We start from the raw sequence: 23857 nt of genomic DNA on the forward strand, positions 1-23857 counted from the left end.
TGTGTCGCCTGAGCGCCAGCCAAGCCGCAAGCATGCTCATGAACTTTGGGTGGCCGTCGCCGGACAACCACGTCGTACCGGTAGCCGACGCGATTGCTGTCGCGGAACCTCGACGCATGGGCTTTCCGAAAGTCGAGAAAGCACGGACAGCGTAAGGTGCATAGGTGGTTGATGGAGATCCAGCTGACGAGTTTCGCGCTGCGGTCGAACGACTGACAGAACTCGCTGACGAGGTTGCCGCCGAACGCTCACAGGAGGCGGTCCTTGATGCCGTCGCCGACCTTCGGGTAGCCATCGCTCGCGCGTACCGAGGTCGACGGCCACGGTCGGATTCTGGCGGTGGAGCTCGGAAACGGATTCTTGCCCATCTGGTGAAGCACCGCGGTGAGTGGGTGGGTAGCGACGAACTGGCTGCGGTATCCGGTATCGGCGAGTGGGCACGGCGGGTACGTGAGCTACGCGGGGAACAGGGCTACGAGATCGAGGAAGGCGGCGGACGATACCGTCTGGTGTCGGAGGAGCCCGATACGGTCCGCCGTGATCGTTTCAAGACCGTCACGGACCTCCGAAATGCAGACGGTTCAGCCACCGAACGAGTCCAGGCGCTCCTGGAAACGCTTGTCGGTCAGGCCGTGACGGCTGAGGAGCTCAATAGGGTCGCCCACGGCAAGGACGGTGCAGGCGTCGCACGGCAGATCAGGAGCCGGGAGTTGTTACCGATCGAGACCTCTGCCGATGCGCCCGACTTGAACCCGGGCGATCACCGACTCGTGTCGATACGAGAGATCGATCGGCTGCATCCGTCGCAGAGACTGTTTCCCGAGGATCTGCGTAGGCAGGTCTTCTCGCGTGATCGGTTCACGTGTCGAAGTTGCCGCCTCGGTCGTCTCTCGTTGAAGGTACCGCGAGATCAGGTGTTCTACCTGGTCGTCGGGCACCTCGACGCCGCGCCTGACGCAGTGGCCGACCTGCCCGCGGATCGCTTGACCAGCCTCGTAAGGCTGGCCACGTCCTGCAACCGATGCACGGCCGCCGGCGTCAGTGGCTGACAGCGCACCGGATCCGCACCTATCGCCTCGCCGGCGTGTCCACCGACGGTGTCGAGTCAGTTCGCAGGAACACGCCGGCGAGGTGGTTCTCAGGCGGTGACGTGTTGGGCCGCCGTGAGCTGCGCGGCGGCGATGACGTCCTGGAAATAGCCGGGTGTCTTCCCATCACCGACGAGCATGACGCGATCCAGCAGGAGGTTGCCTCGCTCGCACGAGGTCTCCGACACCAGGCAGCAGCCGTGGCAGGCGGCGAGGTTCATGCTGCCCAGGCCCTGTCCGCGACTTCCTCGACAGAGAGGGTCCGAGGAGCACCAGGCGGCACCCTCCAGGGCGGAGAACAGAGTTGTGGCCAGGCGTGGTGCGTGTCCTTGGCGGACGAGACCTCCGAGCGTGCCCTCCGAGTCGCCGGAGGCCGTGTAGATGAGCAGTCCGGCCTCAGGTGCCGGGCCTGCGGAGGCATATACGCGTTCGCGGAGTGATGCGGCCGAGTACCCGCACGTGAAGGCGAGCTGGCGCATGAGGATGTGCGCGAGGGTGTGCAGGAGGATTAGGCGGGGCGTCGCCTCGGAGAATCTCGAGCCGATGGGTGACTCGCGTCGTCTACGTTCCAGTTCGAGAGCGCGCTCCGCGACTGGCTCCCGACGTTCCCACAGGGCGAGTCGACCCTCGTCGAGGGTGAGGAGCACTCCTTCGCCGAAGGCCTCCACGGCGGGCAGCCACCGAGCTCGGCCTCGAGGTCCCAGGTCGGCGTCGACCATGTCGGCGTTCGGGTCGTATCGGCGGAAGCCGTGCAGGACCCGTACCTCTCTGAGGCGGTGGGCGAGGACGACATGGCCGACGGTTTCGCCGAGCGCGCCGTAGACCGCGCTGGCGTCCGGCTGTAGGAACGCGGTGGCCGAGACGCGGAACGTGGGTGTGCCGATCTGCTCGTCGGGGTTGTCGATGGCCTGCCTGAAGGCGTGCCATTCGTCGGCGAGTAGTCCTTCTCGCGCGGCACTGACCTCTTGATCATGGCTGGTGTCCGAACCGGCGACCTTTCGGACGAGGTCGGTACTGACGACGAGATTGGTGGCGATGAGTTCGACGAACATCTCGGCGAACGGGCCGTTCGGGGCCGATCGCAGGTCTTCGAAGTTGCGGTGCTGTCGAATCTCGGCTTGTTCGTCGCGGGCGGGTATCGCTGGCTCGGGGATGTCCAACGCGGTCGTGGTCTCGCTGAGGGTGACGTTGGTGGCGCCTCGCTGAAGGACTTCGAGTCGCTCATCGCAGGCGTTGGGATTTGGACGTTGCCAGGGTTGGGCGCCACTGCATCGGACGTTTATCCGGGCCAGGGATCCGCGTGCGGTCAGGTCGCCCAGGTCTCGTTCGGCGGTGCAGGTGGCACACCGTACGTAGAGGCTGGAGAGACCTTCGGACCCGCCGGAGCGGGTGAGGAAGAGGAGATCCTCCGCCTTGCACCGTTGGTGTTCCTGGTTCTGCGGTTCGGAGTGGGCCCATCTGACCCAGGGGACGTCCATGGCGTGACCGCGTTCGGTTCCCACGACGATGAATCGCATCGGTACCATGGGGCCCCTGCAGTGTCTACAGGCCGGCGGTTCGCCCGTCTCGTCGTGGTGCCTCATCCGGTGCATGCGGCGGCAGTCCTGGCAGAACAGCCAGCCGGGGAAGCGCTCGTAGAGCACACCGGGCGTGCGCTTCGATGGGCGGGAGGGGACGCTGGGTGGACTGCGCAGCTCGGCGACGCCGAGGCTCTCCTCGAGCCGTCGTGAGACGATGCGGTAGGTCTCACCCACCGGCCAGCGGCTGATGTCCACGGCCATGAGGGATTCTCCCAGGACGTCGAGGACGGCGCCGACGCCGAAGGGTGAGATCGTCTGGCTGAGTCGTGTGGTCCTCACTGAACCTCCCCGATGGCGATGACACGGACGGTGCGATCCACCGAACGCATGGAATGCATGGTGGGCCAGGCGTCGCGCCGTTCCCCGAACTCGCAGAGTAGGACGGGATGATCGTTGTCGCTGCTGTCGTAGCGAAGGTTCAGTCCCAGATCTTCGGCCCGTCGGGCCTTGCGATCCCATTCGTTGACGAGCCGCTGCACTTCCACCGTCGTCTCGGCCAGTGCCTCCGGTTCGCTTCGGGCGACGGCCTCGAGCAGGATGCGAACAGCCTTGGCCACGGGCGGGGCTGCGGGGTGGAAGGAACCCGCGTCGTCGTTGGTGCGCAGTCCTGCACCGTGACGTACGAGCATGACGAGGGCGGCACTGAGCGATCGACCGCGGGACGCCGCGGACCAAGGTGTGACGCTGGTGGGTTCGACGTGGCGGTAGAGCGATCCGTGGAATGCCCGGAATGACTCGTAGTGCGACCTGTCGCGGGGTTTTCCCGCACGGAGCAACGTCACGACCAGGCCCGGCACGTCTGATCTGCCGACCCGACTCGTGGCCTGGATGTACTCGGCTGTGGTCTTGGGTTGTCCGTTCATGAGCATCAGACCGAGACGGCTGATGTCGATGCCGACGGACAGCATGTTGGTCGTCGCGACGAGGTCCACCGCGTCCTTCTGGTCGACGCGTCGCTCGAGGCGGGCGAGTCGTTTGATCAGCGCGCTGGGCGGGACGTTGCTGGTGAGTTCGATGACGCCCTCGCCTCGGATGCGGCGTGCGCGGTCACCACGGCGTGTCGCTCGGTTGGTCAGTAGGGACTCGATGTCGTCGCGGACGATGGTGACGGTGCGACCCAGTTCCCGCAACGAGTTGTGGTAGGCCACGACCGTCCAGTAGGGGTCCAGGTCTCGTGGTTCCTGCGACAACAGCATCGGCACTTCGAGCAGAGCCAGGCAGGCCAGGCCAGTAGCGCGGGACTGCGTGAACGACTGGGGCATCAGACCGACGTACATGCGCCCCGGTGACTCGTCGTCGGTATTCGCGAAGTAGCTGTGGTCGGCGTCCAGTCCGCTAGGCGGGAACAGCGCGACGGGTGATCCGTAGAGTCGTTGCACCTGTTCGGGTGCGGACCTGATCGTGGCCGTGGACGCGACGATCTTGGGTTTGAGGCCGTCCCAGCCCATGAGGCCGAGGACTGCGGACTCGTAGAGGGCGACGGTGGTGCCCAGCGGGCCGGAGAGCAGGTGCAGCTCGTCCTGGATGACCAGGCCGGGCGGGTCGTAGGGCACGTCGTCGCGGCCCAAGACCACGCCGGCGTCCTTGTGCCAGGCCAGTCCGGCGAACTTGTCGACGGTGGCGACGAGCAGGGTCGGCGGGTCGGCGTAGATCTGTTGGTCGACCACCTTGACCGGCAGTTCGGTATGGAACGGGCATTCGGCGTGTGGGCAGAACAGTCCGAACGTGTTGTTCGTGGTCCGGACGCCGTAAGCCCCGGTATCGGCGGTTCGGGTACGCGGTAGCAGGGGGGTGGCGCACCACGGACAGTCGTTGATCTGGAAGGGGTTGTCCGGCTCGGATGCCCTGCGCAGGGTGCGGGCACGTTCGTGGGCGACCTTGAAGGAGTTCGGTGTGGTCTCTCCGCCGAGCCACAGCCCGATCGTGAATGCCGGTGTCCCCCGCAGTCGCGGGTCGTTGTCGCGGAGTTGTTCCAGTGCGCAGATGAGCGTGGCGGCCCGTTGGAACTGTTGGGCGGTGAGCATGCGCAGGGTGTAGCGGGTGAGGACCGCGGTTCCGCCGCCGCGCAGGCCGCGGGTGAGCCTGCGGTGGATCATCTCGAAGGCGGCGAGGGCCAGGTATGCCTCGGTCTTTCCTCCACCGGTCGGGAACCAGATCAGATCGACGATCTCACGGTCTGTGTGGCGGTGATCGGTGGTCGACGCGACGGTGAGGAGTTGGAACGCCAGCTGGAACGGGTACCAGGCGGGTTCGGTAAGATCGGCGGGCCGCTTCGCCAGTTCCTGTCCGCGGCGACCCGGTGACGTCTTGGCGTGTCGCGACTGGAGGATCTGTTCGCGCATCGCTCTGTTCGCCAGGCGGAAGGCGATTCGGACCGTCTCGTTATCGGTGAGCACGCGGACGCCTTCACGCATCCGGTCGCGGGCCGTCTCCATCCGCTGCAGCAGCCGACCCGCGGCGCCGGTGTGGTGTGCGGGCAGCCCGTCGGCTTCGGCCCGGCGTTCGGTGATCCAGCCTGCGTAGTCTTCGACGAAGGAGCCGAGCTCAGCGGCGAGTCGGGTGACCGCGATCGTCTCGTCGCTGAGGAATCCGAGGCTGAGCACGGAGGCGGCGCGGGTGCCCGGCGAGACCCCGGGGACGATGCTTCGGGGAAGCATGTCGACGTCGACCCGTGTTACGACGTCGTCGGATGTCTCCCAGGCCACGGAGCAGCCGTGGCCGACGCCGTAGACGCGGCGGTGCCGGTAGAGCAGCTGCAGCTCTTGATCCTCCGGGTCCTCGCTGAGCAGCGACACCGACGGATACGGACGGACTTCGCCGCCGCCGACGGTGCAGCTCAGGTCCACCTGGAACAGGCAGTCCTCGGTCGGCGGCGGGGAGGCGGCGTCGTCGTGTCGGGCGTTGTTCTCGACGGCGACGGTGACCAGCCATGCGTCGCCCAGCCGTCGCCACACCGCCTTGAGGCTCGCGGCCCCACCGAACAGTGCCACCGGGTCGGTGTGCGGATCCAGGACGACGGACGGCTCCTTGAGCGGAACACGCCGCCAGTCGTCGCCGTCGGGGAGTTTCTCGTAGCGGGCGGCCGAGACCCGACAGTCGATGTCGGTGCCGTCGTGCAGGAAGGAGATGGCGGCGGACGCGGGGCGCCACGCATTCGCCAGTTCGATCGGCTCGTCGAGCCCCTCCTCGTGGCCGTCGTCACCAAGGACGTCGCCGTCCAGCCGCGGCGCGGCGGGCCCCCGCGGGTAGAGGGTGCCGACCAGGTAGACCCTGTCGGGGCGGTTCACGAGGATCTCGTGCTCACCGTCCTGTGGTCCGAGATACTGCCGTCGTAGGTAGGCGACGGTGTCGTCGCGCAGTTCCACGAATGTCCGCGGTTCGGTCATCGCCGGTTCCCTCCGGGTGCCGTGGTCAGCTGTTGCCAGGCTGTCGGTAGCACCGCCAGCCAGAGTGAGATCCGTGGCCGCGTCATGGCCACGTACAGCTTGGACTTATCCGACGGCTCGGTGACGTCGTCGATGTCTATGACCAGGACGTGCGGAGACTCCAGGCCTTTGAAGTCCTGGACGGTCACGAGTTTGGCGACACCGGGCTCGGACGGTCTCGCCCCCCGGTCGTCGGCGACGAGTAATCCTCTGGCGAAGGCCCTGGTGTGCACGGCAGAGCTGTCCTTCACCGTATCGCGCAGTGTCACGACCACGACATCGCTCAGGTCGACGTCGTCGCGGCGGAGCCTTTTGAGTCGGGCGTCGAGCAGGGCGCCCGTGTCCTGGTCGGTGTCCGGCCGGTCGTAGTCGACCGCGGGTCCCTGCCCTGCTTTGGCCACGCCGAGGTCCGCGCCGGTCATGAGTTGTGTCTGGGTGACGATCGCCGAGGTGTTGCGGCAGTTGTAGGGCAGTTGGTAGCGGCTGGCGTTCGCGCAGACCTCGCGGTAGACGTCGGGGTCGAAGACGCCGTGGATGTCGGTCTGGTTGTTCGGGTCGCTGAACATGCGCCAGTGCCCGTCACGCAGTCCGCCCGTGACGAGTGCGTCGAGTCGCAGGCAGTCCTCGACGTTGAGCAGGTCCTGGGCCTCGTCGACGACCAGGACGTCGACCGGATCGGTGTCCGCCAGATCGGACCAGGGCAGGCAGGTGATGCTTGTGTCGGCCAGGGAACGGCGCATCACGTCGATGACGCCTCGCGAGCGGCAGGTGAGCAGGACCGAGGCACCGGTTTGTGCGGCCCGCCGTGAGGTCTCCACCGCCAGCAGGGTCTTGCCGGAGCCGGCCCCGCCGGTGCAGAAGATCCGTTCGTTGATCTCACTGCCTCGAAGCATGTCGTACTGCTCTCGGGCCAGTTCCAGGTAGTCGGTCTCGAAGGTGGGGGCGAGCAGCGACAGGCGCGGAACACGGTCGAAGTCGGGGCGGAGCATGGCCAGGATATCGCGGTGGTCGGAGTCACGGACCGGGTGGTGGGCTCTGCGACGCCAGAAATCCGCGGTGGTCTTCAGCGCCGTTTCCAGGCCGGTGACCGTCATCGCGGCCGGTCCGATGTGTTCCGCCGGGTCCCATTCGAGATCGCGGTCCAATGGCTGGTCCGGTGTCACCACGACGGCCCCGAACGCCGTCGTCAGTCCGGGGATTCGCCGGCTGAGACCGTCGCTCAGGGCGAACATCGCGCCGCGGGCTTGTTCAAAGGGGCCTTCCCGCTTCTCGTGCTCCTCGCCGTAGCGGTCGGTGAAGACCCAGAGACCGGCGGTTCGTTTCAGCCGGCCACCCTTGACCTCCACGACGAGGAGGAGGTCGTTGAGCACGATCAGAAAGTCGATCTCGGCCATGCGCTTGTACTCGTGACGAGGCAGGTGCACCGAGTACAGGCAGGTGGCCGGTTCGCCGAGTTCCACCTGGGCCAGCAGCTTCGCGACGCGGGTCTCGGCAGCCGAGTTGATGTGTCCGAAACGCTCGGGTGCCGGAATCATCCTCACCGGTCACCGCCGGGGTACTGCCACAGATGATCGAATTCCTTGTAGGCGAGACGGTCGCCGAACACCTCGAAGGTGTCGGCGACGTTCACGATGAGGCATTCGGGTTTCCCACCGTTCTCGGGCCCGCGCAGGCCTCGGCCCACCATCTGGATGTACAGGTTGGGGCTGAAGGTCGGACGGGCGATGTACAGGGCCCTCACCCCTGGGGCGTCGAAGCCCTGGGTCAGGACGTTGCAGTTGGTCAGGACCTGGATGTCGTTGTTCCGGAACGCTTCGATCGTCCGTCGCCGTTCGGGTGTGGGCGTCGACCCGCTGACGGCAGCCGATCGGATGTCCCGTTCCCGCAGCACGGCGGACAGGGTCTGCGCTGCGAGCACCGACGAGGTGAACACCAGGATCGGCCACTCGCGGGGTTGACCCGCGATGTCCTCGGCCAGGCGAAGCGTCCGCTGCCGGTCACGGCCGACCCGGTTCAACATGTCGGAGGAGATGTCCTTGAACTTGTTGAAGTGGTTCCTGTCGGCGTCCGCGATCGAGTAGATCGACCCTTCGATCACCCGGTGCTCGACGGCGGCCAGCACTCCCAGCCGTTGAAGCTCGCCGTAAGGGTCGTCTCCGAGCACATTGAACTGGTGGCGCAGGAACCGGGCGGCGAGGCGCTGGTTCGATGCGTCACCGGTACCCGCGAACGGTGTGGCGGTGAGCCCGAGCAGTGGACGCGCCGTGTTGTGCTGGTCGATGCCTAGCCACCGGAGTGTCGCCGTGATCCCCTGGGCGATCGCCCCGTGGGCCTCATCGATCACGACGATGGCGGCATCCTGCAGCCACGCGTACCCGTCGCTGTCGCGAACCTTGTCGAGTTTCGCGTCGGTGGCCACGACGACGGTGGCGTCGAGATCGCTGCCGGCGACATCGTTGCGGTCCCACAGCCGACAGAGTCGCAGTGGACGGTCACCGAACTGTCGCCACACGGTAGCCCATGTCTGGACGGCCTGTTCGCAGAGTTCCTCGCTCTGGGCGATCCAGAGGATCGGACGCACGATCTCGCCGGCGATCAGCGAGCGGATCAGCGCCTCGACCGTCACCCGAGTCTTGCCGGCTCCAGTGGGCAGGAACAGCAGTGCCCGATCGGGTGTCGCGCCGGGACGTACGAGGTCTCTGATCTGTTCGGCGAGAAGCTCCTGATACTGGTGGAGCTTCTTGAGGTTCGGTGGCCCGAGCACAGTGACGTCGGCATCGAGTCGGTGGGCGCGTTCACCCGCGAACTCGGCCGCGAATCCCAGCTTCTGCACGGTTTCCATGGCCGGCCCGGATCCTGCCCAGGTGTCCGGAACCGGGTATCCGGCGGCCTTCAGGTCGTGGCGTAGAGCGTGAAGGACCGTGTCGCCGTGGTAGTGCAACAGCAATTGCGCCACCTGGTGGTCGCCGCCGTCGGGTGAGACCTCCCGGACCGTCTCGAGAAGTCCTTCGGGTAGCCGGACCTCGAGTGTGCGGACGGGGAGCAGCGCCAACAGGCGAGCCGCGGGGTCACGGGTGGCTCGGGCCTTGGCCATGGCCACTTGCACCCGCGCGTTGTCCGCCTCGTTGAGGATGCGGGCGATCGACTGATCATCGAGACCGAGGGCGAACCGGGTTGAGAGTCGATCGAGCAGTTCGTCGTCGTCCAGCGAATTCTCGAAGTAGACGGTGTGTCCGGTGACGGCGAAGTCCTCGGGGTCGCTCTGCGTCCCGGTGGGCAGGGTCACCACGCGTTCGAGTGAGGTGCAGCCGACCAATTCGAGTCCGTCGAGAACGGCGCCGCCGTAGTCGCGCAGCCTACGGAACCGGTCGAGCAGGACGACGGGTTCGCCGGGGGTGTCAGCGATGATCTCGACGCGCAGCATCGATGAGGCGGGTCGGCATCCCCACGACTCCGTCAGGGCTTGCGCGACGTCGGGGTCGTCGAGGGTGATGAAGGGTAGACCCTGCTCGGACAGGGTCCGGATCTCGTCGTCGCCGGTGGCGATGAGCACCTGGTCCGCAGGCGCGCAGGCGTGACCTGCCCCCGCGACGGCCGGGACCCGATCCGGGATCTCGGTGGCCGGTAGGCGTGCGAATGCGTCGGCGACGAGAGCACCCAGTTGGCGTGAGTCGCCGCCGGTTGGTACCCGGGCTAGGAACTCTCGCCAGAGGTTGACGGAGACGTCGGCCTTACTGCCGATCAGGGTCAACCTGGAGGCGACTCTCCACGTCGCGACAGGGAGCATGGGGTTGAGTGAGGTGAGGTCGGGGTGCAGGGATCGTTCTGCCTCGCGTGGCCCCCACGCCGTGTCGACCAGTCCGTATCTCTGGACGGCCCACAGGTGCGGTGCCGGCACCGTCTTCGGAGCGAACTTTCCCGCATTGGGATGTTGTAGCGTCCATCTCGTGGGCGTCTCCAGCTCCAGAAGCGCTCGCGTCCAACGAACGCGGGACTCGCTGTCCCCGGAGTCCGCGAATCCGCGGAGGACGTGCAGCGGCGTGGGTCCGGAGGTCTCCCGGAAGTCGATCGCCGACGGATCCGGTCGCCCTCGGGGCGGCAGGGCCTCGAGATAGGCAGAACGCTGCAGACGGCGGTACTCCAGCAGCGTCATGTCCTTCATGGCGGTGGCCGCGATCACCGGTCTGTCCGCGACACCGATGGCGCGCAACAGGCCCAGATGCAGTTCATGGAAGTCGCTGTCGACAGCCAGGGAGGGCTTCGTCGGATCGACCAGACCGGGTACCACGACCGTTCCGACGTGTTGCCAAGACCCGTCACGGCATCGCACCCTCAGTGCAGCGTCCTTCTGCACGTGTTGCAGGAGGATCTCCTCCGCATCGAGGGCGCCGACCTCCAGCACCAAGTTCCAGAACTCCTGCCACTGTGGCCCCGTCCAGCGGCTCGCAGCCGTCCCGGCCAGCAGGCGCAGCTCGTGCGCGGGGTCGACATCCTCGAACCCGATCGATCGCAGACCGTCCTCGACGCCATCGCGCTGCAAGAACGTCGCCCTGACGAGTCGGATGCCGGCGGACGCGCTCAGCGGATTGCCTCGCAGGAAGACACGGTCGGTGTGCTCGAGGTGACACAGCGTCCCCGCACCATCGGGGACGATGGAGGCCTGTCGCATCTGCCGTCGGGTGGCCTCGTCGCCGATCGACATGTAGACCTGAAGGGCGGCGTCGCACTGCTCGTCGGTCGCCTGCACTACGAGGCGCTCGAGCCACTCGGTGCCGCCCAATTCGTTGGCGGCCGCCTTCGTTGCTTCGCCGCGCACCAGCCGGCGCAGCCGCGCTCGGCGCGTCGGGGTCTTGAAGCAGCTCGGATGAGGGCTCCGCACGGGCCTGTCCGGTGCTGCGTGCCACATCTCGAGGGACTCGACTTCGATCCGCAGGTCGGCGTTCGGGTACTCGAGGTCGGCAGGGAGTCGTAGCGTCTTGTCCGCGTCGGGAACCGAGGCGGTCTTCTCCGTCAGCTCGGGTACCAGTTCGGTGAGGCGCAGGTCTGCGAAGTTGTCGAACTCGCGACCACGGGCCGGCATGTAGTCGAAGTGGCGAGCGGGATCCCCCGGGGTGTTCAATCGAGGAAGCGCGTTGACGATGAGTTCGGCGGTGATGCCGAGCAATTCATCATTGAATTGTCCGGGAAGAAGGTTCGTACGGTCGTCGCTGATGTGCCAGGGGGCATTGTGAATACCACGGGCGGAGGTGAAGTCTTGCAACGGGAAGTACGCCCAGAAACGTCCCATGCTCTGAGCGTCGTCCAGCGGTGCCGCATAGCTGACGGTTACCTCGGGCCGACGGATCGCCTCGCTGACCTCGGACAATGCCTTCTCGGAAGGGCGGTGCGATTGGTGGCAAACCAACCATTCCGAGGCCCTGTCGTTGCCGCCGACCAGTCGGTAACGGTCGCCTCCGAGCTCCTCACAGCGGAACTCGCTGCCGCTTCCGTCTATGTACACGTCGAGCTGTGAGACGTACGGCGCGAACAGCAGGAATTCTCTCGGGAAAGTCTGCAACTCCTCGGTGAGCCAGTCGACGTCCCGCGTCAGCGGAAGGCGCACGATCGTCTGCGCCCACTCGCCGAGTTCCGCAAGGACCGGGTCATCGGCCATCTCGCTTCCGGCGTCTGCGAGGGTCGGCAGTCTGAGGACCGGGTACTTGGCCACATCCGCCGCTACGCCTGCCAGTGTCCGGCGGGCCGCGTCGGCACTGAACTTGAAGGACACGGACCTGCTCAGGACCGTGGGTGTGTCGGTGACCGCCAGCACCGACTTGAACCCGAGGCCGAAGCGGCCCATGTCCTCACCGCGTTTGTCGCTGAGGTAAGCGTGACAGACCGCTTCGAGGCCCTGCCGGTTGAACGCAGCCCCCTCATTGGCACAGTAGAGGACGCCGTCACGAAGCAGGACCTGTACCCGTCCGCGGGAGCCACTGCGACGCAGCGCGTCAGCGGCGTTCTGTACCAGCTCGAGAACCTGACGATGGGCGTAACCGCCGGTCCGGAAACTGTCTTCCTGCAGACCGTGCTCACCCACCAACAGAGGATTCGCTCTATAAGCACCCAGGGCCTTGTGATGATGATCTTCGACCCACCGCTCAAGGACCCCGTCCTGATTCTCCCAGCCCTCCACACTCGCCACGACATCATTATGGTGCTCAGCTTCGACCGCGAGCCACCCTGGCGACGAGACTTCGACAGAAGCGCGGGGCGAAGGCGAAGTTAGTTGATCTTGGTTGATCGTACCGGTGGGCGAGCCGGGCCGGATAGTTGGTGAGCGGCTCGCCGCGTTTCAGGGAAATGCTTCGTATTCCTGCGGATCGGGCGGTGCAGGCGTGCATCGAAGCCGGCACGGCGAGAAGGATCGCGTACGACGCCATGCGTGGTGTATCGGCAACTTCTACTACTCGTTCCTTCGTGAACAGTGGGTGCACGCTACCTGCATGCGCACGGTGTCGTGACCCGGCAGCATCCGCTCGCCGATGCGTTCTTCGCCGTCGACGGGTGGTACGGGGGGACAAGGTCATCAGCCTCTACGTGAGCAACCCGACGTTCCGCGCCGCGGCCGGTGGGCCGCAAGCATGCGGCCACCGAGAGCACCTGCACGGATCCGTGTCGAGCTTCACGTTCATCGACATGGAACTGCGTGCGGCGTCCCGGTTCGGCCAGGTGTACCTTCCCCGCCGGGACGAGATGGATGAGTGGATCCGACGTCACCTCGGAGCCGAAATAGGAACATGACCGGATCGGAGCGACCGGTTGCCTAGTCTGCGGCAGGAAGGGCCACGGGAGAGCGTGAGGTGGCGTGTGTCCGGTGTCGTCCGTGCGAGCGTACCGGTGGATGCGGTCGACGCCCGAATACGGTCATCCGTCATCGCCCTGGCGTGGCAGCGTCGGAGCGGTGACCACCGGGTCCGCGTCACGGGCCCGACGCCACAGTGATCCTTCGATCTCCGTACAGGGCTCGGGATCGCCGGGCCGCCACGGGTGCAGTCGTACGCTGACGAATCTGCCGAGTGTGGGTGGTGGGAGTTCAAGGTCCGCGGCCATCCCGGGGTGCGGCGCGTAGTGGCCGAAGATCACGATGCCTTCGGGTTTGAGCTTCGTGCGGGCGTCGCGTACGCGCTTGGCACTGTCGACCTGTTGAGCGGCGGTGAGGACCGTCGCCCGGTTGACAAGTTGCCCGGTCAACTCCCGGAACAGGTTCGTGACTGCGGTCTGACCGCTCCTGGCGTACGCGATGAGGTCCAGTTTCCTCGGATCGTCGACGTGCAGCAGGGTGTTCTTGACGAGGTCGGCACCTGGGAAGATCCAGAGGATGCGGTCGCGGCCGTGGTCGTTGAGACGGCGTTTGCCGTCCCGCTGACCTCCCGCCGGCTTGAGCACCGTCTCGCTGATGCGGATGAGGCCTGCCGCCCAACGAGCCGTGTACTCGTTGGCCCAGATGACGAGGGCGATCTTTTCACCGCGGCTGTACATCTCCTGAGGGATCTCCCAGGCGTACAGATTGAGCGACCATTTGCAGTCGACGTCGATGCCAGCGATCCTGTAGTCGAGGTCCTCACCGTCGTCGAACCGGAACTCGCGCTGCAGTTCGATCTCGACGAGGGTCCCGACGTGCGTCTTCTCGGTCTTCAGCAGTTGGGTGTAGTCCCATCGGCCGGTGCGCTGGCCGTCGTAGATCTGATCGAGCGCCTCTCGAATTGCGTAGCCGGTTCGAACGCCGTCGGGGTCAAGCATCCGGATGGCCTCGTAGACGGCCAGGATCTCGGGATCCTCGTCGGCGGTCGGCGGCCGCGCTGCGGTCCGCAACGGTGAAGGCCCGATTGCCGGGCGCGGCCTGCCCGACGTCGACGGGCGGGTCGGCAGGATCCGGGTACGTCGGGTCCGCAACGTGCGTGGGACGACGGCCGCGCCCTCGTCATCCTCGAACAACTCACCCTGGGTGATCGACACCCCGGCAGGGTGTCAGAAGTATCGACGGCCGGTCAACCGCCGAGAGCCCGACTGGCGCACGATGGCGGCGTGCCCGGTGGCTGACGATTCAGTTCAGGTACTTTTTAAGCTGCCGTGCGATAGCCGCGGCGAGACCCGACGGCACGGCATTGCCGATCTGCTTGGCGATCTCCGTCTTGGACCCGCACCACAGGTAGTCCCTCGGGAAGTCCTGCAGCAGGGACGCCTCGTAGTGGGTGATGACACGGTTCACCCTGCGATCGGGGCGGTCCGGCTCCCACTGGGGGTGCAGATACTGTCCCTTCTCCGGTTTGAAGAATTCGGTGCGGATGGTCAGCGATGGGGCGTCCCAACGCATGCGGCCCATGACGTCCGTCGTACCGGTCTTCTTCTCCCGCCAGCATCGCGACAGCAGATGGTCCGGAAGGTTGAACCGACCGCCGCCGGGCGGGACGTGGTCGTAGCGTTCCAACGACATCGGCGTCGGCTGCCTACCGAAGTGGATGTCGACGCCCTTGAACTCGCCGCGGATGCGCTGCCCGAAGTACTCGGTCATGCTGTCGGGCAGCTCCGTGGTCGACGGGTGCGGGTCGAGCCGTCCGATGCGGCTGCGGACGTCCTCCCACGGCTTGAGGTCACCGGTGGGGACCTTCGCGTGCGTCGGATCCGGTAGGGGTATCTTGCCGATACGGGATCCGATGACGATGGTGCGCGGCCGACGCTGCGCCACACCGTAGTCGGCCGCCAACAGTACGCCGGGGGTGAGTTCGTAATCCTTGATGACGCCATGGTCGGCCTCGTCGAGCAGCAGCTGGAACTCGTTCGCACGGGAGAACCGCTCCACGTTCTCGATGACGAACACCTGAGGGCGCGCCTCGACGACGAACCGCAGATACTGCTTCCACAACTTGTTACGCGGATCGTCGACCGACTTGCTGCCGAGGTTGGAGAAACCTTGGCACGGCGGGCCGCCGATGACCACCTCGGCCTGGGGGATCTCGTCGTCACGGATGAGCGTGATGTCACCCCAACGGGTGTGCGACTCGCCGAAGTTCGCCGCGTACGTGGCGGCCGCCGCGAGATCCCATTCGACGGACATGATCGGGTTGAATCCTTCGGACCGGAATCCGACGGTCATTCCACCGCATCCCGCGAACAAGTCGATCATGCTCAGCCGATCACTCACCTGCGACATGGTAGTTCCCCTTCTGTCGGCGGCAACATTGCCGCGCCGGTGAGATAGAACGCGTGTCCGACAGATCTTGGGCTTCGTCCCCCGGTGTCCGCAAGTCGATGCAGGCCAACACCGGACGCGACACCGCACCCGAACTCGCGCTGCGCCGCGCCGTCCACGCGCTGGGCCTGCGCTACTACGTGAACCGGCGACCGATCAAGTCCGTACGCCGCACCGCCGACCTGCTGTTTCCACGGGTGCGGGTGGCGGTGTTCCTCGACGGTTGTTTCTGGCACGGGTGTCCCCAGCACCACACCGTCGCCAAGACCAACGCGGCGTTCTGGGCCGAGAAGGTCGCGACCAACCGACGCCGGGACCTCGACACGAATGAGCGGCTGATCCAGGCTGGCTGGACGGTCGTCCGAGTCTGGGAACACGAACCCGCCGCCCAGGCCGCCGCTCGGATCGCCGCGACGGTGAGCAGCGCGCGGGCGGCCTCGCCTCCCGATTGATCTCACGAATGCTCCTCTCATGGCTGCGGCCATCCGTTCGGATCGCCGCCTGCCGCTACTGGACGGCTGGGCGCACGCCGCCGTCATGGCATTCACGCTCACGACACCGAACAGGTCAAGTGCAGGCCGCAATCAACATGGCCCAAGGGAAGGGCGGATGGTCGCGTGTGATCGGGAGGCCGCAGCGAGTAGGACCGAAGAGTCGCACGGGCTTCGCCACTTCGGAGTGCGTTCGGCGAGTGGACGGACGGAGAAACCGTCCGTCCACTCGGAACGCCCAGTGGGCACGGGTGATGCGATCGGTCGTGCCTGCCGCAGACTCGGATTCGTCGTGGAGTGCGCCCGTAGGCAGTCGGCCAGCATCGTGGATCTCGGGATCAGGGCTCGAACAGTCCGAGGTCCGGCTCCTTGACGCCGTCGCGCATCTGATCGAGGACCCGGTCGGTCAGCTCCCCATGACCCAGGACGGCGCTCATAGGGACCGCGATCCACGCCTCACCGGTGAGATCGAAGCCCAACGTATCGGCGAGCTGCCGGTGTGATGTCCAGGTACCGCAGAGCAGGGCGACGCCCTCCCTGGCCATGTCGACCCGGGTCGCGCGAACCCGGCGCATCGGGTCGGCCCGATTGGCGCAGACGGTGAGGATGACGCCACGAGGGATCACCGTCTGCGGCGCGGCGCGGAACAGTGCCTTGATGCGGGTCTCCTGACCGGCCCGCCCGAATACGAGCTCCCGATCTTCAGCGGTCAGATGCTTCAGAGGGTTCGGCCTCAACGAGGTCCAGTCGTAGAGCGCCACGCTGTACGTATCGAACGCTGGCACCGAGATGCCGCGTTTGCGGTCACCATTGCCGTCACCGCCGTGAAGCATGACGCGATGAGTCCGCATGAGCCACGTGCGGTGCCGGTAGCGCACGAGGTCGATGTGGACCAGCAGGCAGAGCCCACACTGAGCCTCTCGCGGGATCATCCAGCTCTGCGAACCGTCGGTCGTCGCGCTGCCCTTGACGTCGACGGGCACACCCGCGATCACCGTGTCGGGCTGCCGCATCTTCTCGAGGCCGAGATTGTCGAGCAGGTGGTACTGCAGTTTCGTTCCGACGGTCCGGCGTTCGTCGGGCTCGACCCGATCGTCGAGGAGATCGAACCGGTGCGTCCGATAGCCGTCGAGGACGTAGAAGATCGAGTCCTCGACCGCATCCCCGACGAGTCTGGCGAGTTCCGACTCGGCGACGAGCAGGCTCCTGACCTTCTGCAGCTCCGCGTCGTCGTCCGGGTGACCGACCAGATCGGCCTCACCCGTGTAGTCGCTCAGGCACGTAGCACCGACCGGAGGTACCGGGTTGCCCCTGCGGGGCCGCCTCCCGGCGGCCGCCGATGCCTCTGCCGTCTCGATGAACTCTGAATCTGACACCTCCCCAGACTAGTGTTGAGTGCATCGACCCGACGGAAGAACGACTCGCGGCACAGGACCGTGCATCCCGGTGTGACGACTTCGATGTCACCGGCTGCTGTCACGGCAGCGGTGACGACGGACTCTCCGTATCGGCGGGCGCCGTCGGGTACTACCTGGGCCTTCGTTCCGCCGCCGACACTCCGGCCGCCACGACCGGCACCGTCCCCGAGTGGCCGTATGGAGTCACCAACGACCCGATCGGTCGACACGGTCGACGGCCGCAATACAGAAAGGCAGCTCGATCGGGGGCTCGCTGGAATGGCGATGCGGTGCTCCAACGACGATGCCGCCGGTTGGCGACGAACTGGGCCTCGTAGCCGAACCGGACGCGTCAAGGTACAGGTCGTCGCGGGCTTGACGTAACGCGGCGCAGAGCTGCGCCACTTCGTCGCGCCGATCACCAGACTGACAGCCCTCGTCCATGGCCACATCGTTCCACGCTCGGAGATGTCCCGGTGCGGCTCGACATACGGCCGGGCCACGTAGCCCGGGGTTTGCGAACGTTGAATCATGCGCCATGAATGAGCGTGCCAGCGGTCGTCGTGCCAACCATCGGGTCTGGCATCAGCAGCCTCCATACTCACGTCCTCCACCGGCGTCGCAGGTGCTGGCGGCGACGATTGCCTCGCCACTGTGTCGTACGATCCGCGGTGTAGAGCCCTGCCAGCATCGCCCGCTCGTGCATCTCGGCGGGTCAGCGTCGAAAGGCGGACAGCAGCCACCACGACTGCTACGGTCCGGTGACTCAAGTGAGCTCGAACAGGCACTCCTGCTGTTGCGCGGCGATGAGATCGTCGAGCGGCCAGAGGACCCGGTCGCCGCTCGGCTCGAGCTGAACGTGCAGGTAGGCCGCACGGGCGCTCGGACTTTCCGAGGTCACCTCTCCGTCGCGAATCACGGCACCGACGACCCTGCCGACGCTCGACAGGTTTCCCTCCACACGCTCCAGAGACGCGCGCCGGTCGACTCGATCGACGATCCACGCCAAGCTGATGAGATCGTCCGCGTCGAGGCCTGTCCGGTCGAGGCGTTGTAGGAGCGCACCGGCGTCCTCGGTGGCATGTGGATGCAGTGGGGACGGGTCTGCATCCTCCGCCTGGCCGATCCGCCCGTTGCGGGGATCGAGCCGCTCGGCATCGACAGCGCTGTCGTTCATGGTGACTGACTGGATGGTGCGGATTTCGTCACCCGCGTCCAGACACATGGATAGCTTGCTGCCGCCGTCCCAGTCGATGTAGACCATCTGTCGCTCAAGGTCGAACCGGGTGACGACTCCTCGATCACCAGGGCGTAGCTTGGTAAGGACATCGGTTGTGGAAACGAGCTCGACCCTGTCGCCCGGTCGGAAGTAGGCCATCTGAGCAGCATAGATCGGCCGCCCGGGCGCGGCATCGACGCCCGTGCCGGCCTGACGGTCCCATCAATCCGGTAGATGCTCCGCGGGCTCGTCCCGCGTGTCCACGCTTGATTTCCGCAACATCAACAGATGACCCTGCTAGGTTTTCGGACGTGGATCTGCTGACTGACGCGATCGCCACGCTGGACCAGCGCGGGGTGCTCACCCCACTGGCCGATCTCATCCGACAGGTATACCGCCGAGCTTCGGAACGTCACGAGCCCGACCTCGGCGATGACGCGATGAGCTTCGGCACCACGGTGTGGCGGAACCTGACCAACCTCGGTGCCGCCCAGTTCGCCGGTCGGCCCGGTATGGACGCGCGGATCGAGGACAACTCGCTGGAGATCTTGGCCGCCGGTTACATCCTGCGCCTGTACTCGCTGCAGGGCGGCACCGGCTCGAGTGTCGAGTCGATCCGGTGGGAGGGCAGCGAGACCCGTCTCGGCGGGGCGGTAGAGAACAGCGCCGACGGCCAGCTGGCCCTCGACGACGACGAGCAGTTCCCGCACGCGTTCGCCGGCCTGATCCCCCGCAAGCGGCACATCAGGGTCGCGCACACCGGTGACATCGACACCGGCGAGACGGTCGCCTATCTCGGGCTACCTCGCGACAACCGCAACGGCGGCTCACCGTGGTTCGAGGTGGCATTGTGGTTCGGTGCGCCCGCCCACATCGCCGCAGAGCCAGCCGATCGGGCTTCGGAGCGTCCGCAACGGCATCACGACGAACTGCCGATCCCGGATATCGACCTGCAGTTGCGCCACGTCAACCGTAGTCCGGGCGCGCCGATGTCCGCATGAGCCGAGCATCGACCCGCGGCGCCGCGCCCGCGTTGGCGGTGGCGGCGTTCCAGCCGAACGCGCTCACCCTGGCCCGGCGGTGGCGGCGCATGTCCAAGAAGCAGCTCGCGGTGCACACCGGGGTCACGGCCGCCGCCGTCAGCCAGTACGAGCTCGCTCAGGCCCGGCCGTCCGCCGGCGTCCTTGGCCGGCTCGCCCTCGCCCTCGCGCTGCCCGTCGAGTTCTTCGCCGCGGGCTTCCCGACGCCTGCCACGCCGGGCCATGCCCATTTCCGGAGCCTGCGGGTCACCACCCAGGCCGAACGCGACCAGGCCCTCGCCTTCGGCGAGATCGCTTGGCGGGTCATCGACGTGCTCCAGCAGTACCTGCACCTGCCGGAGCTGCGGCTCCCGCAGCTCGACATACCGGAACCGGCGACGGCAGCGGATGTCGAAGGCGCCGCGATCGAGTCGCGTACCGCGTTCGGTTTAGGTGACGAACCGGTTCCGCACGTCACGCGGCTGCTCGAGTCGCACGGCATCATCGTGCTCACCCTGCCCGACGCCTCCGACCGGGTCGACGCCTTCTCCCACTGGTATGGGCAACGACCGTTCATCTTCGCCAGCCCAGGCAAGAACGACAAGGCCCGTTCCCGGATGGACGCCGCCCACGAACTCGGCCACATACTGCTGCACCACGACGCCGAGCCAGGCAGCCAGATTCTCGAACGACAGGCCACCACATTCGCCTCACAGTTCCTCGCCCCGACCAGCCGGCTGCGCGACGAACTGCCCGGCCGGCTCGACTTCGACCGCCTCCACGAACTCAAACGCCGCTGGGGCATGTCACTGAAGGCACTCATCTACCGGGGCCATACGATGGGCGTCTACCGCGACCACACCTACCGGCGCGGCATGACCCTGCTCGCCGACGGGGGCTATCCAGAACCCGGCGACCTCGGCCCCCGCGAAGCCCCCTCCATCGTGGGGCAGGCGGTGCGCCTGCTCGCCTCCGACGGAATGCAGCTGGGTGCCTTGGCGACACGCTCGGCGATGCCCATTGAGCTGCTTGAAGCAGTCGTCGCCGCAGGCACGGACCCCGCCGAGTTCAACGCACCACCGGAATCTACGAATCCATCCCGGTGGCATAGCTAGACTCACGCCCCGTGAATGCGTCGCCGACCAGCCGGTCTGGTCGGCGACAGCCGGCGCTGACGCGCAGTCGGCAGCGTGCCGGCGCCGTCTGTTGGGTGTGATCGGGTACGGCCCGGCGGGCTGCGATCGATAGAACTATCGAACCTCCGAGTCAAGGGAGTCGACATGGACACCATCGACATCGACGCGCTCGCCGCAGACCTCCGCGCCATCGGTCTTGCCTGCGAGATCATGGATGGCGGCGGCGGGACCCGCGTGCTCGAGGTTTACGCCCCGAACCTCATCATCGTCGGGCCCCTGTGGCCGGATGGGAGCGGCGGATTTACCGGCGAGGTCGGCGATCTGCTTGTCGGACTGGAGGACGACGACGAGGCCGGATTCATGGTTGACGAACCCGTCACTACCAAGGCACTCGCGCAGCGGATCGCATCAACGCTTGCCGGCGAGCGTTGGACCGAACTCTGCCGCTACGCCGATGAGACCATGAAAGCCATCGACGAGGGCCAAGCGAACGGGACACTGCCCAACGGCATCCGCACCTGGGCAGAACTAACCCAGCACGTCGACGGCGAGCGATACACAAACACAGACAACGTCCCCAACGACCTGCGCGATGCAGTCACCCGCATGGTTACGGACCGTCTCACGGCTCGCGCCACCCGACGAGTCGAGGAAGCCTGACCACTGGCCCGGCGGCCTGCCGTATCGCTATATGTAGTCCCGAATAGAGGACGTCGCAGTTAGCTCGGCGCAGACCTTCTTGGGCAGCGAAACAACACATGTAGCTGCTGATGGTGCGGTTGGCGGGGGCGCGAGAGTTGCGTCGGGCTGACCAGTTCTCGTACAGACGTTCTATCAACAGTCTGTGGATAAGTCTGTGGACAGACGAGTCTGGTACCTGCTTTTGGATCTTCGATACTATGAGCGGCACGATCGAACTCCACGCCACAGCGGCAGTTCTCAACGGGGGGAATCATGGGACGCGGACGAGCAAAAGCCAAGCAGACCAGGATTGCCCGCGAGCTCAAGTACTCGACTCCGCAGACCGACCTCGCCGCCCTGCAGCAGGAACTCCAGGGCAACCCGAAGGCCGGCGACGACCGCCCCGCTTCCGAGCCGCTCGTCGGCGAGTACGGCCGCGGATCAGCCTGATAAGACGCGGCGCCGACGACCGTAGGCCGGAACACATCGCCATGACGGCCACAACACCCGACAAGATGGTCAGCCCGGTCCGCGTGGACCCGGAGCCAGCCCGCACCTTGTGGACCAACGCGACCCCAACTGTTGCCAGGACCAGCGTGACGATCAGCGCGACCGTCGCCGATCCCGTCGCGAACCCTACTGTTTCGTTGGTGAACAACAGCTCGCCCTCCGGCGGTATCGGATCTGCTGCGGCGAGGGCGTTCTCGGCGGCGAGGAGGCGGTCGCGGAAGACGATCGCGATGCTCAGATCCGCGGCCGCGGTCACGGCGGCGATAGCGGCCGCGGCATGGACCAGCCGCACGATCGCGCCGATACGACCGGGCCTCCCCAGCGCTGCCGCGGCGGGCGGTGCCGGTGCCGCCGACTTGAGGTGCGCGTGCAGCCGGTCAAACCCGGCCGGAGTACCGATGCCGGCCCGCTCACCGGGATGTGCCAGGAACCAGGCGATTGCCTCGGTCAACACAGGTGCCGCCCGCCCAGCGGAAAGCGTCGGCTGTTCCCGCGAGTCCAGGACCGGCATACCCCGCTGGAACACCAGGTCCGGACGGTCCACGACGAGCCAGACGCGGCCAGCCTGATGCCCGGCCTGCGCGGCGAGGGCCTGCCACGGCAGCACGCGTCGGCGCAAAGGACCGCGCGATCGGATCTCGGCCGGGGCCAGCTCGACCGCGTAACCGCGCCAGGCAACGGGCACCATCAACGCCACGGGCAACAACGCCCAGCAGCACCGGTGCGCCTATCACGAGAGCGAACCCGGCGTCGACCTCGACAGTCGGCCGCATCTGGATCACAGCACGCCACTCGTTGACGACCGGACCGACCTGCACGCCAAGGAACGCGCTCAGCATGCCGAGGACCGGCCCGAGCGGTATTGCCGGCCGCACCGCGAAGCCGCCGCACGTGAGAACCAGCCACGCCGGCGGGTCGTCACGTCGCGAAGCCCGCGCGGCGCGGACGAGCACGACCATGGCCGCCGCGATCGTCACCCCGAAGAGCGCCAAGACCAGTGGGACGGCCCAGTCTTGGCGGACCCACGCCGAAGCCTGCAGCACGACAATGACCACGAAGGCGACCGCACCTCCGATCATCGGCGCGCGGGATGGGCTGGGCCCGGGACGCGCAGCATGCATGGCGACGTTGTACCACCCCGCACCGCCCTTGCGAATCCCATGATCAGCCGCCCGCGCCTGCCAACACACCTTCCGTCCGGCGCGATCGGACCTGCTGGTCGCGTACGAACCACGCTGCAGACCGGCCGCGGCCATCACCTGTATGCCCCGGCACACTGGTGTCAAGATCGGCATCCACGTGGGAGAACCTCAAGGGCATCCGGGTCCGGCCGCGGTCCGAGCGCTGGCGAGACCCTTGTGACGACCCATCGTGAGTAGCGGAAGCGAGACGCCGGTCGACGGTGGCTGCAGGATCGAACCCTCGAGCGTCCGACCCATACTCGTCTGCCACGCCTGGTGGTGCATCGAAACCCCTACCGTGTCCGGCTCATCTGCCTTCGCGGCTATTGAACTCCGCCATGCCCGTACAAAAGTTTCGCCGGCATCGATCGCGGTGATGCAGGTCCGGATCGAGGCGGTGTCGGCGGGACGGCTGTCGACTTTTCATGTGGTTGCCATGCCTCCTGTGGCGTAGGCGAGTGCGGCGCCGGGTTGGCGGCGTGGCAGGTGGTACAGCCGCAGGGTGTTGACCGCGCGGGCGGTGCTGGTGAACCAGCCGGTGAACCGGGTGGTGTTCGGTCTGGCGACGGTGGCACGGCCGACGATCTGCGGCTGTGGCCGGGACGGACCGGGTGAGGGTGGTGTGGTGTGCGGTGTGTTCGTGGTGGGTTGTGGTGCGGGGGCTGGGGCGCGTCGGGCGACGTGTAGCGCGTGCAGGGCTTGCCGGGCGGGGGTGCAGGTGCCGTGCTCGCTGGCGCAGCGCAGGTTGGTGCAGTCGCCGGTGGGGCCGCGCTGGTGTTCGGCGGCGACGTCGAACGCGGTGCGCCAGAGCAGGACGTCGACGACGTCGGCTGGGACCGGCACGTCAGCGGATGGGTGGGTCCGGTGTGTGGTGGCCAGGGTGAGCATGGTCATGGCGTGG

General features: G+C 66.6%; 16 protein-coding genes and 1 pseudogene. 8 read left to right on the top strand and 9 right to left on the bottom strand.

Annotated features, from left to right (window positions below):
- Nucleotides 1-164 precede the first annotated feature (164 nt).
- Nucleotides 165-1049 carry a hypothetical protein gene (locus ACQEVZ_RS27815; protein ID WP_433371683.1) on the top strand — a complete coding sequence of 295 codons (885 nt, stop codon included), beginning with the start codon at nucleotides 165-167 and terminating at the stop codon, nucleotides 1047-1049.
- An 89-nt stretch (nucleotides 1050-1138) separates the two neighbouring features.
- Here ACQEVZ_RS27815 and drmB read toward each other — a convergent pair whose 3' ends face one another.
- Nucleotides 1139-2947 (bottom strand): DrmB family protein, encoded by a 1809-nt coding sequence (gene drmB / locus ACQEVZ_RS27820; RefSeq protein ID WP_433371686.1) that lies wholly within the window; start codon nucleotides 2945-2947, stop codon nucleotides 1139-1141.
- Complete coding sequence (locus tag ACQEVZ_RS27825) at nucleotides 2944-5658, bottom strand: helicase-related protein (RefSeq protein ID WP_433371689.1); 2715 nt, start codon at nucleotides 5656-5658, stop codon at nucleotides 2944-2946. Before ACQEVZ_RS27825 ends, drmB begins: the two co-directional genes overlap by 4 nt.
- 9 nt (nucleotides 5659-5667) lie before the next feature.
- Here ACQEVZ_RS27825 and ACQEVZ_RS27830 point away from each other — a divergent pair, with 9 nt between their 5' ends.
- Nucleotides 5668-6003 (top strand): hypothetical protein, encoded by a 336-nt coding sequence (locus tag ACQEVZ_RS27830; RefSeq protein ID WP_433371692.1) that lies wholly within the window; start codon nucleotides 5668-5670, stop codon nucleotides 6001-6003.
- 47 nt (nucleotides 6004-6050) lie between these two features.
- On the opposite strand, the gene ACQEVZ_RS27835 is transcribed toward ACQEVZ_RS27830, so the two are convergent.
- From ACQEVZ_RS27835 to ACQEVZ_RS27850, 4 genes are all read right to left on the bottom strand, one after another.
- The gene (locus ACQEVZ_RS27835) at nucleotides 6051-7628 is read right to left on the bottom strand and encodes an NERD domain-containing protein (RefSeq protein ID WP_433377015.1); all 1578 of its coding nucleotides are present in this window, start codon (nucleotides 7626-7628) and stop codon (nucleotides 6051-6053) included.
- A gap of 2 nt (nucleotides 7629-7630) precedes the next feature.
- A complete protein-coding gene (locus tag ACQEVZ_RS27840) occupies nucleotides 7631-12274 on the bottom strand; it encodes a DEAD/DEAH box helicase (RefSeq protein ID WP_433371695.1) in 4644 nt (1547 codons plus the stop codon).
- A gap of 722 nt (nucleotides 12275-12996) precedes the next feature.
- Nucleotides 12997-14088 carry a NaeI family type II restriction endonuclease gene (locus tag ACQEVZ_RS27845; RefSeq protein ID WP_433371698.1) on the bottom strand — a complete coding sequence of 364 codons (1092 nt, stop codon included), beginning with the start codon at nucleotides 14086-14088 and terminating at the stop codon, nucleotides 12997-12999.
- Between the two features lie 88 nt (nucleotides 14089-14176).
- Nucleotides 14177-15283, bottom strand: coding sequence for a DNA cytosine methyltransferase (locus ACQEVZ_RS27850; protein WP_433371701.1), 1107 nt, complete (start codon nucleotides 15281-15283; stop codon nucleotides 14177-14179).
- 53 nt (nucleotides 15284-15336) lie between these two features.
- Between ACQEVZ_RS27850 and ACQEVZ_RS27855 the strand changes: the two genes are divergently transcribed.
- Nucleotides 15337-15774, top strand: coding sequence for a very short patch repair endonuclease (locus ACQEVZ_RS27855; protein ID WP_433371704.1), 438 nt, complete (start codon nucleotides 15337-15339; stop codon nucleotides 15772-15774).
- A 377-nt stretch (nucleotides 15775-16151) separates the two neighbouring features.
- On the opposite strand, the gene ACQEVZ_RS27860 is transcribed toward ACQEVZ_RS27855, so the two are convergent.
- Entirely contained in the window at nucleotides 16152-16958 is an 807-nt protein-coding gene (locus ACQEVZ_RS27860; protein ID WP_433377018.1) for a NaeI family type II restriction endonuclease, read from the bottom strand.
- On the opposite strand from ACQEVZ_RS27860, the gene ACQEVZ_RS27865 reads away from it, so the two are divergent.
- Entirely contained in the window at nucleotides 16854-17180 is a 327-nt protein-coding gene (locus tag ACQEVZ_RS27865; protein ID WP_433377298.1) for a hypothetical protein, read from the top strand. The two genes, ACQEVZ_RS27860 and ACQEVZ_RS27865, sit on opposite strands and share 105 nt — an antisense overlap.
- A 796-nt stretch (nucleotides 17181-17976) precedes the next feature.
- Here the strand turns inward: ACQEVZ_RS27865 and ACQEVZ_RS27870 are convergent.
- Entirely contained in the window at nucleotides 17977-18588 is a 612-nt protein-coding gene (locus ACQEVZ_RS27870) for a DUF4314 domain-containing protein (RefSeq protein WP_433371707.1), read from the bottom strand.
- Between the two features lie 107 nt (nucleotides 18589-18695).
- Between ACQEVZ_RS27870 and ACQEVZ_RS27875 the strand changes: the two genes are divergently transcribed.
- The 4 genes and pseudogenes from ACQEVZ_RS27875 to ACQEVZ_RS27890 all read left to right on the top strand — a co-directional run.
- A complete protein-coding gene (locus tag ACQEVZ_RS27875; RefSeq protein WP_433371710.1) occupies nucleotides 18696-19430 on the top strand; it encodes a hypothetical protein in 735 nt (244 codons plus the stop codon).
- Entirely contained in the window at nucleotides 19427-20563 is a 1137-nt protein-coding gene (locus tag ACQEVZ_RS27880; protein ID WP_433371712.1) for an XRE family transcriptional regulator, read from the top strand. Before ACQEVZ_RS27875 ends, ACQEVZ_RS27880 begins: the two co-directional genes overlap by 4 nt.
- A gap of 165 nt (nucleotides 20564-20728) precedes the next feature.
- Entirely contained in the window at nucleotides 20729-21244 is a 516-nt protein-coding gene (locus tag ACQEVZ_RS27885) for a hypothetical protein (protein ID WP_433371715.1), read from the top strand.
- 294 nt (nucleotides 21245-21538) lie between these two features.
- Nucleotides 21539-21664 (top strand): annotated as a pseudogene (locus ACQEVZ_RS27890) (DUF3073 domain-containing protein); the annotation flags it as partial.
- Between the two features lie 1715 nt (nucleotides 21665-23379).
- On the opposite strand, the gene ACQEVZ_RS27895 reads toward ACQEVZ_RS27890, so the two are convergent.
- Nucleotides 23380-23850 (bottom strand): hypothetical protein, encoded by a 471-nt coding sequence (locus ACQEVZ_RS27895; RefSeq protein ID WP_433371718.1) that lies wholly within the window; start codon nucleotides 23848-23850, stop codon nucleotides 23380-23382.
- Between the last annotated feature and the right edge of the window lie 7 nt (nucleotides 23851-23857).

Origin of the sequence: Dactylosporangium sp. CA-152071, assembly GCF_050936335.1 — a bacterium.
GTDB lineage: Bacteria > Actinomycetota > Actinomycetes > Mycobacteriales > Micromonosporaceae > Dactylosporangium > Dactylosporangium maewongense.

Bases quoted from the DNA above. Each gene is read 5' to 3' on its own strand.
- ACQEVZ_RS27880 (WP_433371712.1), top strand. From the start codon at position 19,427: ATGAGCCGAGCATCGACCCGCGGCGCCGCGCCCGCGTTGGCGGTGGCG.
- ACQEVZ_RS27835 (WP_433377015.1), bottom strand. From the start codon at position 7,628: ATGATTCCGGCACCCGAGCGTTTCGGACACATCAACTCGGCTGCCGAG.
- ACQEVZ_RS27850 (WP_433371701.1), bottom strand. From the start codon at position 15,283: ATGTCGCAGGTGAGTGATCGGCTGAGCATGATCGACTTGTTCGCGGGA.
- ACQEVZ_RS27885 (WP_433371715.1), top strand. From the start codon at position 20,729: ATGGACACCATCGACATCGACGCGCTCGCCGCAGACCTCCGCGCCATC.
- ACQEVZ_RS27895 (WP_433371718.1), bottom strand. From the start codon at position 23,850: ATGACCATGCTCACCCTGGCCACCACACACCGGACCCACCCATCCGCT.
- ACQEVZ_RS27870 (WP_433371707.1), bottom strand. From the start codon at position 18,588: ATGGCCTACTTCCGACCGGGCGACAGGGTCGAGCTCGTTTCCACAACC.